17 protein-coding genes are annotated in these 19,748 nt (G+C 73.9%); 8 read left to right on the forward strand and 9 right to left on the reverse strand.

Annotation, left to right across the window (positions count from 1 at the left end):
* Positions 1-171 precede the first annotated feature (171 nt).
* The 4 genes from ABT122_RS23075 to ABT122_RS23090 all read left to right on the forward strand — a co-directional run bounded on the left by ABT122_RS23075 (position 172) and on the right by ABT122_RS23090 (position 3,985).
* Positions 172-1,158 carry a siderophore ABC transporter substrate-binding protein gene (locus ABT122_RS23075; protein ID WP_351555340.1) on the forward strand — a complete coding sequence of 329 codons (987 nt, stop codon included), beginning with the start codon at positions 172-174 and terminating at the stop codon, positions 1,156-1,158.
* A gap of 67 nt (positions 1,159-1,225) precedes the next feature.
* Positions 1,226-2,188: an iron chelate uptake ABC transporter family permease subunit gene (locus ABT122_RS23080; RefSeq protein ID WP_351555343.1), complete on the forward strand. Its 963-nt coding sequence runs from the start codon at positions 1,226-1,228 to the stop codon at positions 2,186-2,188.
* Positions 2,181-3,230: an iron chelate uptake ABC transporter family permease subunit gene (locus ABT122_RS23085; RefSeq protein WP_351555346.1), complete on the forward strand. Its 1,050-nt coding sequence runs from the start codon at positions 2,181-2,183 to the stop codon at positions 3,228-3,230. Before ABT122_RS23080 ends, ABT122_RS23085 begins: the two co-directional genes overlap by 8 nt.
* Entirely contained in the window at positions 3,227-3,985 is a 759-nt protein-coding gene (locus ABT122_RS23090; protein ID WP_351555349.1) for an iron ABC transporter ATP-binding protein, read from the forward strand. The genes ABT122_RS23085 and ABT122_RS23090 overlap by 4 nt, the downstream gene beginning before the upstream one ends.
* A gap of 426 nt (positions 3,986-4,411) precedes the next feature.
* Here ABT122_RS23090 and ABT122_RS23095 read toward each other — a convergent pair whose 3' ends face one another.
* The 5 genes from ABT122_RS23095 to ABT122_RS23115 all read right to left on the reverse strand — a co-directional run bounded on the left by ABT122_RS23095 (position 4,412) and on the right by ABT122_RS23115 (position 11,826).
* Positions 4,412-6,151, reverse strand: a complete 1,740-nt coding sequence (locus tag ABT122_RS23095) for an AMP-binding protein (protein WP_351555352.1) — start codon at positions 6,149-6,151, stop codon at positions 4,412-4,414.
* Positions 6,148-8,301, reverse strand: coding sequence for an FAD/NAD(P)-binding protein (locus ABT122_RS23100; protein ID WP_351555355.1), 2,154 nt, complete (start codon positions 8,299-8,301; stop codon positions 6,148-6,150). Before ABT122_RS23100 ends, ABT122_RS23095 begins: the two co-directional genes overlap by 4 nt.
* Positions 8,302-8,437: 136 nt before the next feature.
* Positions 8,438-9,805, reverse strand: a complete 1,368-nt coding sequence (locus ABT122_RS23105; protein ID WP_351555358.1) for a methylaspartate mutase — start codon at positions 9,803-9,805, stop codon at positions 8,438-8,440.
* Entirely contained in the window at positions 9,802-10,419 is a 618-nt protein-coding gene (locus tag ABT122_RS23110) for a cobalamin B12-binding domain-containing protein (RefSeq protein WP_351555361.1), read from the reverse strand. The genes ABT122_RS23105 and ABT122_RS23110 overlap by 4 nt, the downstream gene beginning before the upstream one ends.
* A 369-nt stretch (positions 10,420-10,788) precedes the next feature.
* Positions 10,789-11,826 carry a helix-turn-helix transcriptional regulator gene (locus ABT122_RS23115; RefSeq protein WP_351555364.1) on the reverse strand — a complete coding sequence of 346 codons (1,038 nt, stop codon included), beginning with the start codon at positions 11,824-11,826 and terminating at the stop codon, positions 10,789-10,791.
* 597 nt (positions 11,827-12,423) lie between these two features.
* On the opposite strand from ABT122_RS23115, the gene ABT122_RS23120 reads away from it, so the two are divergent.
* Both ABT122_RS23120 and ABT122_RS23125 read left to right on the forward strand, forming a co-directional pair.
* Positions 12,424-13,866, forward strand: coding sequence for a polysaccharide lyase 6 family protein (locus ABT122_RS23120; RefSeq protein ID WP_351555367.1), 1,443 nt, complete (start codon positions 12,424-12,426; stop codon positions 13,864-13,866).
* A 202-nt stretch (positions 13,867-14,068) separates the two neighbouring features.
* Positions 14,069-14,476, forward strand: a complete 408-nt coding sequence (locus ABT122_RS23125; protein ID WP_351555370.1) for a VOC family protein — start codon at positions 14,069-14,071, stop codon at positions 14,474-14,476.
* A 479-nt stretch (positions 14,477-14,955) separates the two neighbouring features.
* On the opposite strand, the gene ABT122_RS23130 is transcribed toward ABT122_RS23125, so the two are convergent.
* The gene (locus ABT122_RS23130; RefSeq protein ID WP_351555373.1) at positions 14,956-15,171 is read right to left on the reverse strand and encodes a DUF6243 family protein; all 216 of its coding nucleotides are present in this window, start codon (positions 15,169-15,171) and stop codon (positions 14,956-14,958) included.
* Positions 15,172-15,549: 378 nt separating this feature from the next.
* Here ABT122_RS23130 and ABT122_RS23135 point away from each other — a divergent pair, with 378 nt between their 5' ends.
* Together ABT122_RS23135 and ABT122_RS23140 are read left to right on the forward strand one after the other, a co-directional pair.
* Complete coding sequence (locus ABT122_RS23135; RefSeq protein WP_332903363.1) at positions 15,550-15,642, forward strand: putative leader peptide; 93 nt, start codon at positions 15,550-15,552, stop codon at positions 15,640-15,642.
* A gap of 171 nt (positions 15,643-15,813) precedes the next feature.
* On the forward strand, positions 15,814-17,238 hold the full coding sequence (locus ABT122_RS23140; protein ID WP_351555376.1) for a sulfatase-like hydrolase/transferase: 1,425 nt from the start codon (positions 15,814-15,816) through the stop codon (positions 17,236-17,238).
* 192 nt (positions 17,239-17,430) lie between these two features.
* On the opposite strand, the gene ABT122_RS23145 is transcribed toward ABT122_RS23140, so the two are convergent.
* The 3 genes from ABT122_RS23145 to ABT122_RS23155 all read right to left on the reverse strand — a co-directional run bounded on the left by ABT122_RS23145 (position 17,431) and on the right by ABT122_RS23155 (position 19,724).
* Positions 17,431-18,171 carry a class I SAM-dependent methyltransferase gene (locus tag ABT122_RS23145; protein ID WP_351555379.1) on the reverse strand — a complete coding sequence of 247 codons (741 nt, stop codon included), beginning with the start codon at positions 18,169-18,171 and terminating at the stop codon, positions 17,431-17,433.
* 220 nt (positions 18,172-18,391) lie between these two features.
* A complete protein-coding gene (locus ABT122_RS23150) occupies positions 18,392-19,276 on the reverse strand; it encodes a hypothetical protein (RefSeq protein WP_351555382.1) in 885 nt (294 codons plus the stop codon).
* A 4-nt stretch (positions 19,277-19,280) separates the two neighbouring features.
* Positions 19,281-19,724 carry a hypothetical protein gene (locus tag ABT122_RS23155; protein ID WP_351555384.1) on the reverse strand — a complete coding sequence of 148 codons (444 nt, stop codon included), beginning with the start codon at positions 19,722-19,724 and terminating at the stop codon, positions 19,281-19,283.
* Positions 19,725-19,748 lie beyond the last annotated feature (24 nt).

A 19,748-nucleotide genomic window follows, 5' to 3' on the forward strand; every position in this document is an offset into this window, starting at 1 on the left:
GCGGGGCCCGCCGGGCCGCACCGGCCGGCGGAGCGGCGGCAGCAAGCGGAAGTGGACCCTCCGAAAAGATCGATTCATGGTTAGGTTAGGCTCAGTTAAGTCATCAGATCTTCGCGGCTTCATCACCCTGCGGTGTTCCGTCGCGCCTTGTGTCCCCGGGAGTCATCCGCCGTGCGTTCCGTCCGTTTTCGCAAGTCCATCCTCGTCACCAGCACGGTCCTGTGCGCGGGCATCGCGCTGAGCGCGTGCGGGGAGTCCGGCAAGGCGTCCGAATCGGACAAGAGCCAGGGTGAGGTCACCGTCACGACCGCCCAGGGCCGGCTCGACGTACCGCGGAAGCCCTCCAAGGTCGCCGCGCTCGACAACACGTCGTTCGCGACGCTCAAGGCGTTCGGCGTCAAGCCCGTCGCGGTGCCCAAGGCGCTCCTCCCGCAGGAGGGCTACGAGGACTGGAAGAACGACGCGTCCATCAAGGACGTCGGCACCCACCGTGAGCCCAAGTTCGAGGCGCTCAACGCCAGTGGCCCCGACCTCATCATCGGCGGCTACCGGTTCACCGACCACCACGACAAGCTGTCCAAGATCGGCAAGACGATCGACATCGCCCCGTCCGACGAGGCCAAGGACGGGTACGTCGCGTCGCTGAGGACCCAGACCGAGCAGCTCGGGAAGATCTTCGGCGAGGAGGCCAAGGCCAAGGAGATCGTCGCCGCCCTGGACAAGGCGCAGAAGTCGGCCACCGACGCCACCCGGGGCGAGAGCGTGTTCCTCGCCGTCGCCAGCGCCGGGAAGATCGACAACGGGGCCAGCCGGATCGGCCGGCTCGCCGAGCCGCTGAACCTGAAGAACGTCCTCGCCGCCGAGGGCGAGGAGAGCACCTCCGTGCACGACAACTCGGGGCTCGCCCCCGAGACGATCGCCAAGCTCAACCCCGACTGGATGATCATGCTGGACCGGGACGCGGCCGTGGGCCCCGAGTCCGGTGAGGCGATCGCCGCGAAGAAGGTCGTGGACGGCATGGAGGCCTGGGAGAAGACCACCTTCCGCACCAAGGACCAGGTCGTCTACCTGTCCAGCGACTTCTACCTGACCGAGGGCATCCAGGCGTACACGGACTCCTTCACCACGGTGGCGACCGCGTTCAACGCGGCCGGCTGACACTTCCACCTCCGAGCGGCCCCCGGCTGAGCCGGGGGCCGCTCACCCCACCCGTCCCGGAAGCCCCATGCGCCGACTCCCGCTCATACTGGCCGCACTCCTCGTGCTGGCCCTGGTCACCGCCTCGCTGTTCATCGGCGGTTACGACATCGATCTGCGCGCCCTGGTCACGGACCCCGAGGCCCGGCGGATGTTCCTGATCTCCCGGGTGCCCCGCACCCTCGCCCTGGTCTTCGCCGCGGCCGCGATGGCCGTCTCCGGCGTGATCATGCAGATGCTCGTACAGAATCGTTTCGTCGAGCCGACCACCACGGGCACCAGCGAGTGGGCGGCCCTCGGTGTCCTGCTCCTCACCCTGCTCGTACCGGCCGCCTCGCCCATGGTGCGGATGGGCGCCGCCAGCGCCTTCGCGTTCGCCGGCGCTCTTGTCTTCCTGGTCGTCCTCGGGCGGATCGCGCTCAAGTCGCAGGTGATCGTGCCGATCGTGGGCATCATGCTGGGCGCCCTGGTGAGCGCGGTGACGCTGTACATCGCCTCGTCCACGAATCTGCTGCAGATGCTCGCCACCTGGCGCTCGGGCGGGTTCAGCTCGGTGGTGCGCGGGAACTACGAGCCGCTGTGGGTGGTGGGGGCCATCGTCGTCGGTCTCTATCTGGCGGCGGACCGCTTCACCATCGCCGGGCTCGGCCGGGACACCGCCACCAGCCTGGGGCTCCCCTACCGCCGGATCATGTTCACCGGTCTGGTCATGGTCGCCCTGGCCACGGGGGTGACCACCGTCGTCGTCGGATTCATCCCCTTCCTGGGCCTGATCGTGCCGAACCTCGTCTCGATGGCACGCGGCGACGACATCCGCCGGAACCTCCCGTGGGTGGTGCTCAGCAGCGTGGCCCTGATGATCGCCTGCGATCTCGTGGGGCGGCTCGTCGTCTTCCCGCTGGAGATTCCGTCGACGGTGGTGCTCGGGGCCGTCGGAGCGGTCGTGTTCGTCGTGATGATCCTGCGTCAGCGAGGGAAGGCCCATGTCTGAGAACCGGCTGACGGCCACCGCGCCCCCGTCCGGTGCCGCCCGGGACGGCGGCGGCGCCCGTACGGCGGCCTCGTCCGGCCGCGCCCGCCGGGGGCTGCCCGTCGCCGCGCGGCTCGCCGTGGCGGGCGCGATCGCCGCCGTCGCGGTGGTCTGCTTCCTCTTCCTCTTCATCGAGGGGTCCTTCGCGTTCGCCTTCGAGCGCCGGCTGACCATGCTCGGGACGATGACGGTGGTCGCGTTCGCCCAGGCCGTGGGAACGGTGGTGTTCCAGACCATCACCCACAACCGGATTCTCACCCCGTCGATCATGGGGTTCGACTCCGTCTACATCCTGATGCAGACCCTCCTGGTCTCCGTCTTCGGCGGCAGTGTGCTCGCCGTGACGGACGGGCTGCCGAAGCTCGTCACCCAGACACTGCTGATGGCCGGTTTCACGATGCTGCTGTTCGGCTGGCTGTTCTCCGGCCGCAAGGGCAGCATCCATGTGCTGCTGCTGGTCGGTGTGGTGCTGGGGCTGGCCTTCCGCAGTCTGTCCGACTTCCTTCAGCGGCTGCTCTCACCGGCCGAGTACGACGTGCTCTCGGCCCGGCTGTTCGGACGGCTCAGCAGCGCCGAGGCGGAGTATCTGCCCGTCGCGGGCATCGTCTGCCTGGTCGTCGCGGCCGTGGTCTGGCAGCGCCGCCACCGGCTCGACACGCTGCTCCTCGGCCGGGACGCCGCCACGAACCTGGGCATCGCCCACAAGCGCGAGCTGTCGCTGATGCTGCTGCTGATCTCCCTGCTGATCGCGATGTCGACCGCGCTCGCGGGCCCCATGACCTTCTTCGGCTTCGTCACCGCGATGCTCGCCTACCAGATGTCCGGCACCCACCGGCACTCCGTGGTCCTGCCGATGGCGTTCCTCATCGGACTGATCACCCTGGCGGGCGGCCAGTTCGTCATGGAGCACGTGTTCTACGCCTCCGGCATGCTCACCGTCGTCATCGAGTTCCTCGGCGGGGCGATCTTCCTCGTCCATCTCCTCCGGAAGGGCACCCTGTGATCGAGTTCACCGACATCCGCAAGGCGTACGGCGACGACGTCGTGCTCGGTCCGGTGTCCGGGCGGATACCGGCGGGCGGGGTCACCTCGCTCGTGGGCCCCAACGGCGCCGGCAAGTCCACGCTGCTGACCATCATCGGCCGGCTCGCCGAGCCGACGTCGGGCACCGTGACCGTCGACGGTCTCGACGTGCACCGGGCCAAGTCGCAGGACGTGGCGCGGACGCTGTCCATCCTCCGCCAGGAGAACCACTTCACCGCCCGGGTGACCGTGCGCGAACTCGTCTCCTTCGGGCGTTTCCCGCACAGTCGGGGACGGCTGACCCCGCAGGACATCGCCCATATCGACGAGGCGCTCGAATTCCTCCACCTCGGCGACCTCCAGCACCGCTATCTCGACCAGCTCTCCGGCGGACAGCGGCAGCGCGCCTATGTGGCGATGGTGCTCGCCCAGGACACCCGGTACGTCCTGCTCGACGAGCCGCTCAACAACCTGGACATGAAGCACTCCGTGCGGATGATGAGCCAGCTGCGCCGCGCCGCCGACGAACTCGGCAAGACCGTCGTCCTGATCGTCCACGACATCAACTTCGCCGCCACCTACTCCGACCGGATCATCGCCCTCCGCGACGGCCGTGTCGCCGCCTCCGGCACGGTCGACGCGATGATGCGCGCCGAGGTGCTCAGCGAGGTGTTCGACACTCCCGTCCAGGTCCACGAGGTCGACGGGAAGCGGACGGCGGTCTACTACCGCTGAGCCGGCGCCGGGCCGCCGGGGACCCGTCCTCACGGGAACACGCCGTGCGGCGTGCGGCGTGCGGCGGGGACAGGCGCCGGGGCCCGGGGAGGACGCCCCGGACCGGGCGCGCGAACGGGACGTGCTCCGGAACGGACGGAGCGGCCACGGGCCGGGCGTCCGGCGGAGGACGTGTCGTCCCCGCCGGGGCGGGCGGAGAGGGGCCGTGCCCGGGCCGACAGGTTGGGGACGGCTCCGCCGGCCCGGGCGTCGCGCCCGCGCCCGCACCGTCCGGCCAGGGGCTGTCCGCCGATCCCGTCCTCGTCGACGCCGGGATCGGGACGGCGTCGACGGCGTTCCCGGCGGGCCGCCGGGGCCGCCGGGGCCGCCGGGGCCGCCGGGGACCGTTTCCGGGGAGGACCGGAGACGTGCGGCCGCGGCGGACGGTCACACCGGCGCCGGCCCCCCGGAGCGTGTCGTCGGCGGGGTTCCCGGGGCTCTCGGCCGGTGCTCCGTCCCCGGGGGCGCGTCCCGCAGGGCCGCGCGGCGCACCTTCCCCGAGGGGGTGCGCGGCAGTGAGGCACGGAACTCCAGGGCGCGGATCCGCTTCTCCTCCGGGAGTTCGGCCCGCAGCAGGGCGAAGACCGCTTCGGCGGCGGTGCCGGCGCGGGCTCCGGGCGCGAGGACGGCGTACGCCTTGGGGACCCGGCTGCCCGCCGGGTCCGGCACGGGGACGACGGCGGCCTCGCGGACGGCCGGGCAGCGCAGCACGGCGGCCTCCAGTTCCTGCGGGGAGAGGCGGTGGCCGAAGGAGTTGAACTGGTCGTCGGTGCGTCCCAGACAGCGCAGCACTCCGCCCGGGGAACGGACCATGAGGTCCCCGGTGCGGTAGAGACCGCCGGCGAAGGTCTCGGCGGTGCGGACGGGGTCGTCCGGATAGCCCCGCATCAGTCCGACGGGGTGCTCCGCGAGGTCGAGACAGAGCTCACCGGGCGTTCCGGTGGCGGCCTCGCGTCCGGTGTCCGGGTCGATCAGCAGGGCCCCGCAGCCCGGCAGAGGGCTGCCGATATGGCCGGGGAGGGGGCTCGTGCCCGGCGTCCAGCCGAGGCGGGCGGTGGTCTCGGTCTGGCCGTAGCCGTCGCGCACATCGATTCCCCAGGCCCGCCGGAAGGAGTCGAGCAGCCCCGCGTCCAGGGGCTCACCGGCGGAGACCGCCTCCCGCAGCGCGGGCGGACGGGGTCCGGGACCCTCGGCGAGGAGGGCGCGCCACACGGCGGGCGGGGCGCACAACGAGGTGACGGCGCGGGTGCGCAGCACGTCGAGGACGGCGTCCGGCCGGGCGGACGCCACCGAGTCCAGGGCGACGACGGCGGCCTCCGCGTTCCACGGGGTGAAGAAGGAGCTCCAGGCGTGTTTGGCCCAGCCGGGCGCCGAGAGGTTGAGGTGGACGTCGCCGGGGAGCAGGCCGTTCCAGTACATGCCGGAGAGATGGCCGACCGGATAGCTGGTGTGGGTGTGCTCGACGAGCTTGGGCCGGGTGGTGGTGCCGGAGGTGAAGTACCGCAGCAGCGGGTCGTGGGCGCCCGTCGGTCCGTCGGGGCGGAAGGCCGCGGAGGCCGCGCGGTGGTCCTCGTACGACGTCCAGCCGGGCCCGGCGGCCGGTACGGCGATCGCGAGGGGGACATCGGGGCGCCATCCCGGCGAACGCTCGATCAGCGCGGCGTCGGCGACGACGCAGCGCACCCGCGCGCGTTCGGCGCGGTCGTCGAGTTCGGGGGCGGTGGCGGTGATGTAGGTCGGGACCAGGACGGCGCCGAGTCCGACGCAGGCGAGCATGGTCTCCCACAGCGCCTCCTGGTTGTCGAGCAGCAGCAGAACGGGGTCGCCCCGCCTCAGACCGAGGCCGTGGAGCCAGTTGGCGAGCCGGGCGGAGCGGCGGGACAGCTCCCCCCAGGTGAGGACGGTGTCGTCCTCGGGGCGGGCTCCGCGCACCAGGCGCAGCGCTGTTCGGTCCCGCCGGGCCGGGTCGGCGGCGACGGCGTCGAACCAGTCGAGCGCCCAGTTGAAGGCGGCGGGGCGCGGCCACCGGAAGTCCCGGCCGGCGGCGGCCGGATCGGTGCGGTGCCGCAGCAGCGTGTCGCGCGCCGCCCGGAAGACGGCCGTGGGGCAGGGGGGTCGGGTGTTCATCGCGGGGCCTTCCCGGTGGGGTGCGGGGACACGGCCGGCTCCGGCGCTGGGCGGTACGGGTCCGGCGCGCGGGGGTACGGGTCCGGCGCGCAGGGGTACGGCTCCGGGGAGGCCGGTGGAGCGGCGGCGGGGCGTCCTCGTGCGGGACGGGGACGGGGACGGGGACGGGGACGGGGACGGGGACGGAGCGGCCCGGCGGCCCGCGCCGACGGACGGTCGGCGAGCATCGCGGCGGCAACCGCGTCGGCCTCCTGGTGGAAGCGGGTGGGCACCCCGGGCCGGCCCGCGCCGACCTGGGTGAACCAGCGGGTGTGCTCGGTGGGAATGCCGAGGGCGTAGAGGCCGGCCATCGGCTCGCCCCGGCCGTTCAGCACCCGGCCGCAGCCGTCGGTGACATCGAGTCCGCCGGTGGGGTGTCTCTCCCCGTCGGGGCTCACGGTGACGAACTCCCTGATCAGCCCCTGTGCGAGAAGCCATCGGGTCAGAGGCGAGGTGTCACGGCGCAGATCCGGCGCGGGGACGCGGGCGTCCACGAGCACGGCGGCCGTGCGGGTGGAGCCCCGCACACGGGGTGAGGAGACGGTGAACCGGCCGCGCTCCTCGTCGGCCCGGAACACCGTCTGGGGGCCGACGATCTCGACCAGGCCCCGGTGGATCAGCGCGCGGAGCTGCTCGACGCGTTCGGCGGGCGGGCCCGCCGACAGAAGCGAGTTGAGCGGGAGGAAGCCGCGCACGAAGTCGTCCCGGTGGGAGCGGGGCAGCAGACCGCCGTGGTCGACCGCGTCGCGGAGGGTGGAGCGGATGTCCCTCAGGACGTCGAGCGCGGCCTTCAGCGGGCCGCCGACGTTGCCGAGGGCGGCTTCGGCCAGATCCTGGTCCACGGCGCGGAGGACCCGGTCGCGGAACTCCCCGGGGCCGGAGAAGTCCTCGTCGGCGAACGGCCGGGCGAGCGCCGCCAGATCGAGCGGCGGGATGTCGCCCAGCCCTTCGCGGGCGCGGAGCGCCGCGGCGTCGCGGCCCTCGTGCAGGGCGGCGGCGTGGCGCACGGCGAAGCGGGCGGCGCGCCGGGCCCCGGAGCGGGACCGGACGTGCGCCGTCCAGTAGACGTGTTCCACCTCCTTCAGCAGCAGCGGCAGAACGTCCTCGGCGAAGTCCAGCCGGGAGTCGCCGCCTGTGGCGGTGGCACGCCGCGCGCGGGCGGCGGCGAGCGCGGACGGGGTGAGGAAGAGCGCGCGGTGACGGTGGCCGGGGCTCTTCTCGTTGCGTCCGCGCGCGGGAATGGGGAGCCCGCCGCGAGAGCCCGCGAGGATGCGCGGTTCCCGGCCTCCGGGTTCGTAGCGCAGGGTTCCGCCCGGGGCGCGGACGAAGCGCCCGCCCCGGCCCACGGTGAGGGTCAGCAGCACATCGTAGAAGGAGAGTCCGAGCCCCCGTACGGCGATCGGGGCACCGGGCGGGACGGCGGACTCGCCGAGTTCGGCCTCCAGGTCGGCCGCCGCGTCGCCACGGACGTAGCGCACGCCCGGGTGGCGGTGGGCGAAGCACAGCATCTCGCGCTCTGATGCCTCGGGCTCGTTGCGCGGGTGGCCGGTGGCGAGCAGGACCGCGTGGGCGCGCAGGGTGTGCGGGGGACGGTCCAGGGTGAGCCGGTAGCCGCCCCCGGGCAGGGGTACGAGGGTGTCGACCCGCGCGGTGTGGGAGACGAGCCGCGTGCGGGGCGGCGGATGGGCGGCGATCGAGCGGTGCACCGAACGCAGGTAGCGGCCGTACACGGCCCGGGGGGCGTAGTCGTTTGGCCCGGTGACGCGTTCGCCGGGCCGGGCGTGGGCGGCGAGCCATTCGCCGAGCGAGGGCCCGGCGCCCGGTCGCGGCGGCCCGCCGTCGGGACCGCCGGAGTACATGGTGACCTGGCCCGCGACGGTGTTCATCGTGTACCAGCCGGACTGGTCGGTGCGCCAGATCCGCCCCGCGCCGACCTCGTGGGCGTCGATGGCGTGGAGGGTGACGGCGGCGGGTCTCAGGCCGGCGCGCCGGGCTCGTTCGGCCGCCTCGTCCAGGCGCACGGCGAGCCGCTCCAGCACGGCGATGCCGCGTGGGCCGCCGCCGACGACGGCGAGGGTGAGGGCGGGGGCGGGGGCGGTCGTTCCGGGCATGGCGGTTCCCGTCGTTCGTCTCCGGCCGGGGGGCCTCCCCCGGGTAGGCGGGGGCGGGTCCTCGGCGCGCACGGGGTGGGGCGGGGTGTGCACGGGGTGGGGCGGAGTGTGTCGCACGGGGTTCTCACCTCTTCTGTCACGGAGACCCGGGCGGGGCCGGGGCGAGGGCGAGGGGTTCCGGCTCGCGGTCGTGGGCCCGCTGGACGTACCCGAGCATGTCGAGCAGTTCCCCGGCCCTCAGCGGCCGTCCTTCGGGACCGGTGGCCGCGCGCACCGGCATCGCGCCGCCGCCGCGCCACTGGAGGCTGCCGCGCCGGTCGATGAAGCCCCGCGCGCGATTGGCGTTGTCGGGATGCAGGCAGTACGGCACGTCCAGCAGCCCGGTGGCGAAGGCGCGGATCAGGGCGGTGCCGATATCGGGCGCGAGGCCGATGACGGTCTCCACCAGGGTGCGGGCCTCGGCGAGGACGCCGAACTCGCCGCCGGCTCCGTCGCGGTGGGCGGCCTCCGGGCGCGGTGTGCGCCGGGCGGCGCCGGCCGCCTCCTCCAGGGCGAGGACGTTCTCCCCGACGGTGGGGATGCGGTGGGCCTCGGCCGGGGTCTTCACGATGAGCCGCTCGACACCGCTGCGGGCGGCGAGTTCGGCACTGGCCCGCAGCAGCCGCAGCGCGCCGTGCCGGGAGCGCGGGAACACGCCCATGTAGGTGTAGAGGACGAGATGCACATCGGCACCGGGGAGGTACGCGGCGGCGAGGGTCCGCAGCGCGGCGAGCGCCTCGGCGTCCTGGGCGGGGCTGGTCTGCTGGGCGTAGCTGAGGGAGATGCTGCGGAGCCCGTACCGGCGGAAGAACAGCCCTTCCAGCAGAGCGATCGCGACCAGCAGGGAGGGCGGGCAGAGCTGCCCGAGCAGACAGCCGCCGAAGCTCTCCAGATGGGCGGCGCCGCCGGAGCGCTCGGCGAGCAGTTCGCAGCCGCGGGCCCACGCGTCCACCGAAGCGGCGAGCGGGGTGCGGCTGTAGGGCAGGCAGTACGAGACCGGGCCTCCCTCGGTGGCGTCGAGCCCCGAGTCCAGCAGGGCCCGCACGATGGCGTACGGGTCGGCCGAGCCATGGCGTATCTGCACGGCGAAGCCGGACGCCCCGTCCACGAGCCCCTCCAGCATCCGCCGGGTGGCCCCCGCGCCGTGCGCGAGGAGCGGGTAGCCGTTGAGGGCGGCCCCGGAACCGAGGGCGGCGCGGGCTCGGGCGTGGTCGCCGACGCGTGTGTAGCTGTCGAGGGTGACGGTGCCGACCGTGCGGGCGCGCGCGGCGCGGACCGCCAGCAGCCCGTGCCGCATCGCGGACGGGTCGGGGAAGCCCATACGGGGCTGCACCACCAGCTCTCCGCGTCGGCGCGCGGCCTCGACGGCGGCGGCGAAGGCGGAGACCGGCCGGGGGCGCACGGCGTTCCCCCGGGGTGCGCGGGCCTCCACGGTGTTCCGTCCGGGGCGGTACGGGGGTTTCATGGCGCTCCTTCCACGGTGGCGCGCCCTCGGGGCGGCTCGATGCCGTCCGTGGTCCCGGGGGTGCGCGGGTACGCGCTCCGCCGCGCGGGGCGGTGCTCGATCCGGGGGGCCGCCGTCCCGTGGGCGCCGGCGAGCACGGGTACGGCCCGGTGGAGGCGGCGGCGGAAGTCCTCGGCCGCCCCGCCGTCCTCGAAGACGGCGTCGAACCCGGCGGCGAGCAGCCGGGGCCCATGGGCGCCGGCAGTGCCGTCGACGCCCAGCTTGCCGCCGATGACGGCGAAGAGGCGCCGCAGTTCGGGGTGGTGCCTCAGCCGGGTGATGACCCTGCCGCCGTCCAGGGCTCCGTGGCCGTTGACGCTGCTGATCACCAGGGCGTCGGGGCGCAGCCGGCGGCAGGTGTCGATCAGCAGGTCGTCGGGGACGCAGCTGCCGAGGTTGGTCACCCGGTACCCCATCTCCTCCAGGAGCAGATGCAGGAAGACGAGGTTCCAGGTGTGGGCGTCGGAGGAGACACCGGAGACGAGGACATGCCGGCGCGGGGGCTCGGGACGCGGGGGCGCGTACCCGGTGAGCGGTTCTCGGGGCGCGGCGGGGGCCGGGGCGATGGGGGTCATGGGGGGGGTCTCCTCGGGTACTCGGGGCGCGGCGGGGGCGCGGTCGTCCGTCCGGGTCGGGGTCCGGTCCCGGTCCCGGGGCCGGCCCGGGTCGGGTCGGGGCGCGGGTCTCCGGGGGAGATCATCAGGACGGTCCGAACGGGGAGGGTGCGTGCGTGCTCTCCGAGTCTGTGCCGGGGCGGCGGACAGGGGTATCCCGAGTTCTGGGGGGTTCAGGGGTGGCGGCGGACAGGGAGGCGGCGCGGGGCAAGGCACCGGTGGTGTCCGGGGCGGGGTCAGACGGTGAGGTGCCGGGAGCGGGGCGGGACCCGGGGCGGGCCGGTCGGGCCGGTCGGGTCGGTCGGGTCGGTCACCCGGTGCGGCGGGTGGTCAGTGGCCCAGTGCGGCGATGAGTTCGTCGCGACCGTCCGCGCCCGTCTTGCGGAAGACGGCCTTGAGGTGGTCGTTGACCGTGTGCACCGAGAGATCGAGGCGGCGGGCGATGCGCTGGGTGGCCGCGCCCGAGCGGAGTTCGTCGATGACGTCGTGTTCACGGGGCGTGATGCCGTACCAGGCGCAGAACGAGGGCAGGACGAGGTCGCCGACAGGGGCCTCGATCACCAGCGCGACATCCCCTTCGTCGCCGAGCGTCTGTCCCTGGCAGACGATCCAGCGTCCGCAGACGGCGGGCGGGGAGCAGACGAGCGGCGCCGCGCTGTCGCCCGGGCGGTCCGGGCTCCGGGTGGCGAGGGAGAGCGCCATGAGGAAGACCTCGGGCATCCACTCCGGGACGACCTGCCGGCCGCGCGTACGGAAGAGGTCCAGCCATGCGACGGCCTGCGGGCTGACCGTCCTGACGCGGTGGTCGGGCCCCATGGTGATCACCCCGGCCGGGAGCGCCGGGGCGGCGGGCAGCAGCGGGCCCGCGAGGACGTGCCGCCGGACGGCGCCGATCAGCGCGGGCGAGAGCAGGGCGGCCAGGCGGGCGTCCTGCGTGTCGAAGGGCTGCCCGCCCTCGAAGCGGATCAGGGCGAGCATCCCCCAGACGCCGTGCTCGTCGCGGAGCAGCAGGCGGAGTTCGGACGCGGCCCGGTGTGCCGCGAGGACCTCGGCGCGCATCCGGTCGGCCGGGGGCAGGAGCGGGTCACCGACGGTGACGATGTGGGTGGGGGCGGCGCCCGGGACGGCCGGGTCGGCGCACCAGGGGCTGTCCTGCTCATGGCGATGGCGGACGAGGTCCTTGACGAGCCCGGGCGGGAATCCGTGCCAGAAGCTGAAGCTCCCGAAACCGAGGCCGATCGCCGGGTCGGAGCCGACGAGGGTGAAGGCGTCGTGGGGGACGACCGCGGCGATCAGCCGTGAGAGGGTCCGCCCCCGGTCGTCGGCGCCGGCCCGCTGGACCGCGACATAGCCAAGTTCACGTCTCATCCGCCGGTCGTCGACCGTCATACGACGCATGAGACAAAAGTAGCACTATGTAGTATTTTCCACCATTTTGATTGAACGTCACACTAGATGTTCCGGCGCGGCGGCGCGTGTCCGCGCGGCGCGAGCCGCGGCGAGCCCACCGGGTGGCCGGGACCCACAACCACGGCTCCCGATACGCCATGCGACGGAGGAACCGCACAGCGCCATCGCGGTCGCACAGTGGTGGTGGCGTGGCCCTCCCGTCGGGGCGGCGGCGCGCGCACGCCCTCGGGCCGGGGTTCCGGCTGCCGCCGTTCCAGCGCGAACCGGGCCGGGCCGCACCGGAACACCGGACTCCGGCGTACCCGCGCTCCGCGCCCGCGCCCGCACCCGCACCCGCACCCGCACCCGCACCCGCACCCGCACACCGGCGTACTCGCGATCGCGTCGGGCCCACCCTCGCCCGGAGGCGGGCGATGTGCCCGTCGGACAACCCGAACTCGCGGGAACGGTGAGGGAACCCGAAGCGCCCCGGCCCCCTCCTTCCCCGTGGCGGGCCCATGGCGTGGGCCCGGGTTCACGGGAGGCCCACAAGGCTCCCCCAGCAGAAGAGGCCCCATGCAGCGACGTACCTTCCTCACCGGCACTCTGATCGGCGCGGCCTTCGCGACCGCACCGATCACGGCCCTGACCACCACCGGCGCGTCCGCCGCCACGGTGACCGTCAGCTCCATCGCCGACCTCCAGCGGGAGATCGACCGTGCCGCGCCCGGTGACCGGATCGTCCTGGCCAACGGCACCTACACCGTTCCCGCCGGCGGCATCCGGATCACGGGCAGGCACGGCGCCGGCACGCACATCACCATCGTCTCCCAGAGCCGGGGCGGCGCGGTGCTCCAGGGCGATCGGAGCTTCGTCCTGCGCGACTCCAGCTCCGTCACCATCAGCGGCTTCGCCTTCCGGCAGCACCAGTCCCTGGTGATCCCGGCGGACTGCTCCGACATCCGGCTCACCCGCAACGACTTCGGATTCGCCGACAACGCGGGCGTGGACTGGGTCGTGGTGAAGGCGGACGGAGTCAAGATCGACCGCAACCACTTCCACGACCGCTCCACCCAGGGCGTGTTCCTCGTCGCCGACGGACCCGACGGACCCGTCGACCCCGACCGGGAGACGATGGTCAAGGGCCTCAGCGTCCTCCGCAACCACTTCGCCCGCCACACCTACCCCGGGGACAACGGCGGCGAGTCCATCCGGCTCGGCGTCAGCCACCGCGCGATGGACAGCGCCGGAGCCGTGGTGGAGTACAACCTCTTCGAGCAGTGCGACGGAGACCCCGAGGCCATCTCGGTGAAGTCCTCCGGCAACGTCATCCGCCACAACACCCTCCGCGACTGCGCCGGAGGCATCGTGCTGCGCCACGGCAACGGCACGCTGGTGCACGGCAACCACCTCATCGGCGGGACCGAGGGCATCCGTCTCCACGGGAACGACCACACGGTGTTCAACAACCATCTGACGGGACTGTCCGGGCGCGCGCTCGTGATCGGCAGCGGTACCGCCCGCGACCACGTCCCCGGCGAGCCGCCGGCGCAGCGGCGGGGCTACGACGCCTGCGACCGCGCGCTGATCACGCACAACACCCTGGCCCGCAACGCCCGCGCCATCGTGGGCGAGAACCGCGCCCACGAGCCCCGGAACGCCGTCCTCAGCAACAACATCCTGGTCGCCGACGCGGGCAGCCTGGTCGCGCTCGGGCAGCACACCGGCTTCACCTGGCAGGGCAATCTGCTGTGGGGCCGGGCGGCCGACGGGACCGTCCCCTCCGGCGGCTTCGTCCGCGCCGATCCCCGTCTCCAGCAGGGGGCCGACGGGGTGTTCCGTCTCTCGCCGGGCAGCCCGGCCATCGGCGCGGCCGTGCCGACGGCCCATCCCGTGAACGACGACATCGACGGCCACCCCCGTGGCGGCAGCCGTGACATCGGCTCGGACCAGTACGCGACGGCGGCACCGGTCCGTTCCCCGCTGACCCCGGCGGACGTGGGCCCGAACGCGGCGTGAGCACCCCGTGAGCGCCGCTCCGGCCGGGCCACCGCGCCGCCCGGCCGGAGCGGCGCGGGAGCCGTCCGCCCGTCTCCCGGGCCCGCGACCGTGAGGGCGACCACCGGAATCCGGAAAATCCCCGGAGGGCCACCGATGAGTTCCGCGCCACGGCCCGGTCCACCCTCTCGAACACCATGACGACCCCGGGAGAGACCCAGCCATGCACCAGCAGATGATCTTCATCAACCTGGCCACCCGCGACCTCGACGTGTCCAGGAAGTTCTTCACCGAACTGGGTTACTCGATCAATGACCGGTTCAGCGACGACACCACGGCGTCGATACCGCTCGGCGACACCATTGTCGTGATGGTGCACACCCACCAGAAGTACAACGAGTTCACGAAGAAGCGGATCGTGGACTCGACCACCTCCAGCGAGGTGCTGCTCGCGCTCAGCGCGGAGAGCCGGGAGAAGGTCGACGAACTGGTGGAGAAGGCCGTCGCGGCAGGCGGAACACCCACCGGCGAGACCCAGGACCACGGCTTCATGTACGGCCGGGCCTTCGACGACCCGGACGGACACACCTGGGAGGTCGTGTGGATGGACCCGTCGGCCGGCGAGAACTGACGCGCGCGCCCGCGCCCCGGCGCTCTCCGGCCGCCGGCCGCACCGGAACCCGCCCCGCAGGTCCGGGCCCTGTTCCCGCAGGGCCGCCGCCGGGTGGCGAGCGGCGCCGAGCGACTGCCCGGGGCTGCGGCCCCGCCGCTGGGGCGGCGCGTTCGCCGTGCGCCGTCCCGACGGCCTCCGGGACGCCCGGGTCCTCCCGCGCGGGACCGGGTGAACCGGCGCGGGACCTGCCCGGTCCCTCGAAGTCCGCCGGCGGGTCGCCCCCCGGGCCGCGCCACCGGTTCGCCCCCACTACCCGGATCTCCCGGCGCCGCACCGCGTCCCGCAGCGCCACCGGCACGCACAGCAGCTCGCACGGGACACCCTCGGCACCGCCCCTGTCGTCCACCAGCCCGGTACGGCAACAGGCAGCGCAGGGCCCGGACCGCGTGTCGCGGTCCGGGCCCTGTCCGTGCGGTGCCGCCCCGGGGCGGTGGACGTCAGCTCTGAGCGGTGTCGTCGCCCGCCTGCCCGGCGCTCCCGGCCGCGCCCGCCTTCTCGCGCATCTTGCGCACCAGCTCCGCCTTCTGGTCGGCCGCGCTCTGGCGGTCGAGGTTGCGGTGCGGGCCGTTGTTCTGCCGTTCGGCGCGGGACAGCCTCTTGCGCTGGCCGCCACCCATGCCCACGGGATTGTTGATGTTCTTGCTCACGGTCACGGGCTCTCCCGGTAAGTAAGGTGAAGTGATCTACGGATTCATCGGTGGGGGACGGGCGGCGACATCGAAGGACGTCAGCGGCGGCCCATCACGCTCTCACTCGTGAATCGGCGCCTGGAAGAACATGTCAAAGAGGTTACCCGGTTCCGCCGACCGCGCGCACCAGCCCGTTCGCGGCCCCGGCGGCGACCGGACTCTCCGTCGCGGATCAGGCACCTGTCGTCACCGTGGCGCGGTGCCTCCCGGTGCGGCGCGGCGGCGGGCACACCGCCCGGCCCGGGGAGAGCGGGGTGCTCGCTGCCGGCCGGGCTCCGGCGGAGGTTCGAGGGGTGGGCGGGCCGTTGACAGGAGGAAGGGGATCGGGGAGGGTCTGGAGCCATGCAGCCACTGGGTGACCTGCGGGTCCGTCTTGTGGAGCGCCGCCACGTCGACCTGGTCCGTGTCGCGAGCGCCATCTGTCGTCGCGTCTGACGCACCCCGCCCTCCTCTGACGCTTCGTCAGCCCTCCGGCTGATCCGGCACGCCCCGGCACGCCGCTCCCCTCACCCGGCAGCCCCGGTCCCCGTCCCGGCTCCCGGCCCCCGTCTCCGCGCGGTGCCACGCACCCCCCCGGAGCCCGCATCCCTGCCCTGGAGCACCCCTGTGACCTCCTTCGACTCCCCTCTGTCCCGGCGCGCCTTCGGCGGTACCGCCGCCGGGGCCGCGGCGGCCCTCGGACTCTCCGCCGCCGCCGACGCCGCCGCCGACAGCGCCGCAACGCCTCCCGGCGAACGTCCGTTCCGCGCCACCCGCGCCCCCGGCGGGCGCGCCCGCCGCCCCAACGTGCTGTTCATCCTGGGGGACGACCTGGGCTGGGCCGATCTGTCCTCCTACGGCGCCCCGGAGATCCGCACCCCCCATCTGGACCGGCTCGCCCGGCAGGGTGTGCGCTTCACCGACGCGTACAGCGGCTCCGCGACCTGCTCGCCCACCCGGTTCAGCCTCTACACCGGCCGCTACCCGGGCCGTACGAAAGGCGGGCTCGCCGAGCCGATAGCGGACCGCTCGGTGGGGCTCGAACCCACCCATCCCACCCTTGCCTCGCTCCTGCGCGACAGCGGGTACCGCACCGCGCTGATCGGCAAGTGGCACTGCGGCCATCTGCCCGACTACAGCCCCACCCGGTCCGGTTGGGACGAGTTCTTCGGCAACTTCGGCGGGGCGCTGGAGTACTACTCGAAGCTGAGCTCCGGTGGGGAGTACGACCTATACGAGGGCGACGCCGAGTACAGGGACCTGCGCTACTACACCCGCGTCCTGACCGAGCGGGCCGTCGAGTACGTCAGCCGCGACCAGGGGCGCGCGCCCTGGCTGCTCAACCTGAACTTCACCACCCCGCACTGGCCATGGATCGCCGACGGCGACGAGGAGACCAGCGCCGAGATCGTCCGCCGGATCAAGGCGGGCGACCGGCGGGCGCTGTGGCACCAGGACGGGGGCTCGCTGGCGAAGTACCGGCAGATGGTGGAGGACCTCGACCGCTCGGTCGGCAAGGTGCTCACCGCCCTGAAGCGGTCCGGGCAGGAGAAGGACACCCTGGTGTTCTTCGCCAGCGACAACGGCGGCGAGCGCTTCTCGTACAACTGGCCGCTCAGCGGCAACAAGGGGTCGCTCCAGGACGGCGGTATCCGGGTGCCCTCGATCCTGCGGTGGCCCGCGCGGATCGAGGGCGGGCAGGTCAGCCGGGTCCCGGTGTACTCCCCCGACTGGACGGCGACCCTTCTGGAGGTGGGCGGCGCGCGGCCGCATCCGGCGTACCCGCTCGACGGTGTCAGCCTCGCCGGCTATCTGCTCCACGGCGCCGAGGCACCTTCGCGCGACCTGTTCTGGCGGGTCCGGGGGGAGCGGGCGCTGCGGCGCGGCGAGTGGAAGTACTACCGCGGAAAGGACGGCAGGGACCGCCTCTACCGGCTCTCCGAGGACCTCCGTGAGCAGGCCGACCAGGCCGCCGTACAGCCCGGGCTGCTGGCGGAGCTGAGGACCGCGTGGGAGGGGATCGACCGGGGGCTGCTGCCGTACGCCTCGTGACACGGTCCTCGCACGGCGGGCCCGGTCGGCCGACCGGGCCCGCCGGGGCCGCCTCCGGGAGCCGCCGGGAGAGGACGCCCCACGAGGCGGGGGCGGGGGCGGAGCCGGGCGGCCCTGGTCCGCGCGGAGGCCGGGAGCAGGGGGCTCCAGGCGCTGAGGCCGGCACCCGGGCGGGACCGGTGCGCCTCGGTCTCAGCCGACGGGCTTCTCCCAGACCGAGACGTGCCGGCGGCTCTCACTGGTGAAGGGCTCCCTCGTCCACCCGTCCCACCGCTCGCGCGGTGTCAGCCCGGCCAGCTGGGCCATCAGATCGAGTTCGGACGGCCATACGTACCGGAAGGGAATCGAGAAGAGTTCGCCCCGGCCGTCGGCGAACGCGATGTAGTTCGAACTCGTCGCCTGGGTGGCGACATCGTAGATGTCCACGGCCCACCGATCCGGGCCCACGTGGTGGGGCACGGCGTTCTGCCCGGCCGGGAGTCTGCGCAGATCGGGAACCATCACCTCGATCACGAAGCGGCCACCGGGTTCCAGATGAGCCGCGGCGTTGCGGAAACAGGCCACCTGTTCCGCCTGCGTCGTCAGGTTCATGATCGTGTTGAAGAGCAGATACGCGAGGGAGAACGTCCCGTCCACCCTCGCCGTCGCGACATCACCGATCGTGACACCGATCGCCTCACCACCCGGCTTGGCACGCAGCCGGCCGACCATCGCCCGGGAGACGTCGATGCCGTGGACCTCGACACCGCGCCGGGCCAGCGGCAGCGCGATACGCCCCGTCCCGATTGCCAGTTCGAGGGCGCGCCCGCCGCCGGCCAGACCCGCCAGGAAGTCAACCGTCGGGTCCACCACGCCCGGGGCGAACATCTCTCCTTCCCGCTGGTCGTAGACCGCCGCGACACGCTCGCCGAAATAACCATCCCGATCGTCCATCGGCAGACCGTACGCGCGGAGCCCGGAGCGGCGCGCACGATTTCTTTCAGCCAACAGGGCGGTGAGGACGCCCGCGCGACCGGCTTCGGCGGGCGAACCCCTCGGCGCCGGGGCGGGTGGTCCCGGGGCCCCTCCGCGCTGCGGGCGTCTCCCCGGGCCGCCGCCCGAACCGGGCCCGGGACATGGCCCACAACCGGGGCCGGCGCCTCCGGTCCGCGTCTCAGCCGGCCTTGCGGAAGTACTCGGACATCCGGTCCCCGGCGTCGCGGCTGAGCGGCTCCGCCGTCTCCGGGTCCGCGATGCCCGTCAGCACGGCCAGATCGCGGCCGTGGACGTCCACGGCCGCCTCCACCAGTTCCGCCAGCGCCTCGACGGACTCGCGGGCCCGGGTGCGGGCGATCGCCGCGCAGCCGGCGGCGGCCAGGAGGGCGGGCCACCACCAGACGGCGAGGGCGAGACAGCCGAGGGACCAGGCCGCCAGGCGGGCGGCGGCGGCGAGCCCGGCGCGGGCGGTCTCGATCTGCCGCTGGGCCGGTTCGGCCAGGATCAGCCACAGCCGGGGCCACACGGCGGCGAGATCGACGGCGTAGACGGCGAGGACGCGTTCGGCGGCGGCCTCCATCCGGTCGCCGTACCAGGTGGGGCGGGTCGGCGGGGCCAGGGCGAGGCGGTCGCGGGCGCGGGTGAGGCGTACGATCCCGGCCGCGGGAGCGTCCGGGTCGGTGATGGCCTCGCCGACCCGCCGGTCCAGTTCGGCCCAGCGGGCCGCACGGCGGCGGGCGAGGGCCCGGGAGAGCGGGAAGCGGGTCTCGCGGAGCCAGTGGCGTTCGATCGCCGTGCCGAGGAACTGCGCCGCCAGGGAGAGCGCGGAGGAGAGCAGCAGCACCGCGGCCACCACGACGGCCGCTGTCCCGGCGCGGTCCAGCGCCGGGCGGGCGGCCAGGTCGTCCAGGGCGGCGCGCAGCCGGCCGGGGTCGAGCGCGTGGGCGTGGCCGAGGGTGGTCCCGGCGGCGGCGGCCCCGAGGAAGAGCGCGCCGGGCAGGACCAGCAGATTGAGCCAGCGCTCGGTGAGCTTGCCGCCGAGCGTGGCGAGCAACGGGTTCATCGGGTCACGGCTCCCGGCCGAGCCGTTCCTTGGCCATCCGGCCGCCGTGGGCCGCGCAGACGGGAGCCGGCCACAGGTCCTTCGCGCGTTCGCGGCGCCCGCACGGCAGCAGTTCGCCGGGGCAGACCGCCACCTTGACGGTCCGGCCGAGGCCGGGCAGCCCGGGTCCGGGCACGGGACCCCCGGGGCCCCTGCCGCGACCGCGGAGGCCGCGGGGGTCCCCGGCCGCGCGGAGCGCTTCGTCGAGTGCCCCGAGGGCTTCGTCGAGATCCCGGAGGGCGTCGTCGGGGAGCCCGGGCCGGGCGGCCCCGGTGAGCAGTTCGCGGGCCCGCTCGGCGGCTCCGGAGACCCTCCGGTCGCCTCGGTGCGGGCCGCCGGCCTCGCCGAGGAACAGGCAGAGCGCGGCGATGGACGCGGCGCGTTCCCGGGTCCTGTCCGATGCCGTCATAGTGATCAGTCTGCCGTAGTCGGG

The sequence above is a fragment of the Streptomyces sp. NPDC001985 genome, from assembly GCF_040296845.1.
Taxonomy (GTDB): Bacteria; Actinomycetota; Actinomycetes; order Streptomycetales; family Streptomycetaceae; genus Streptomyces.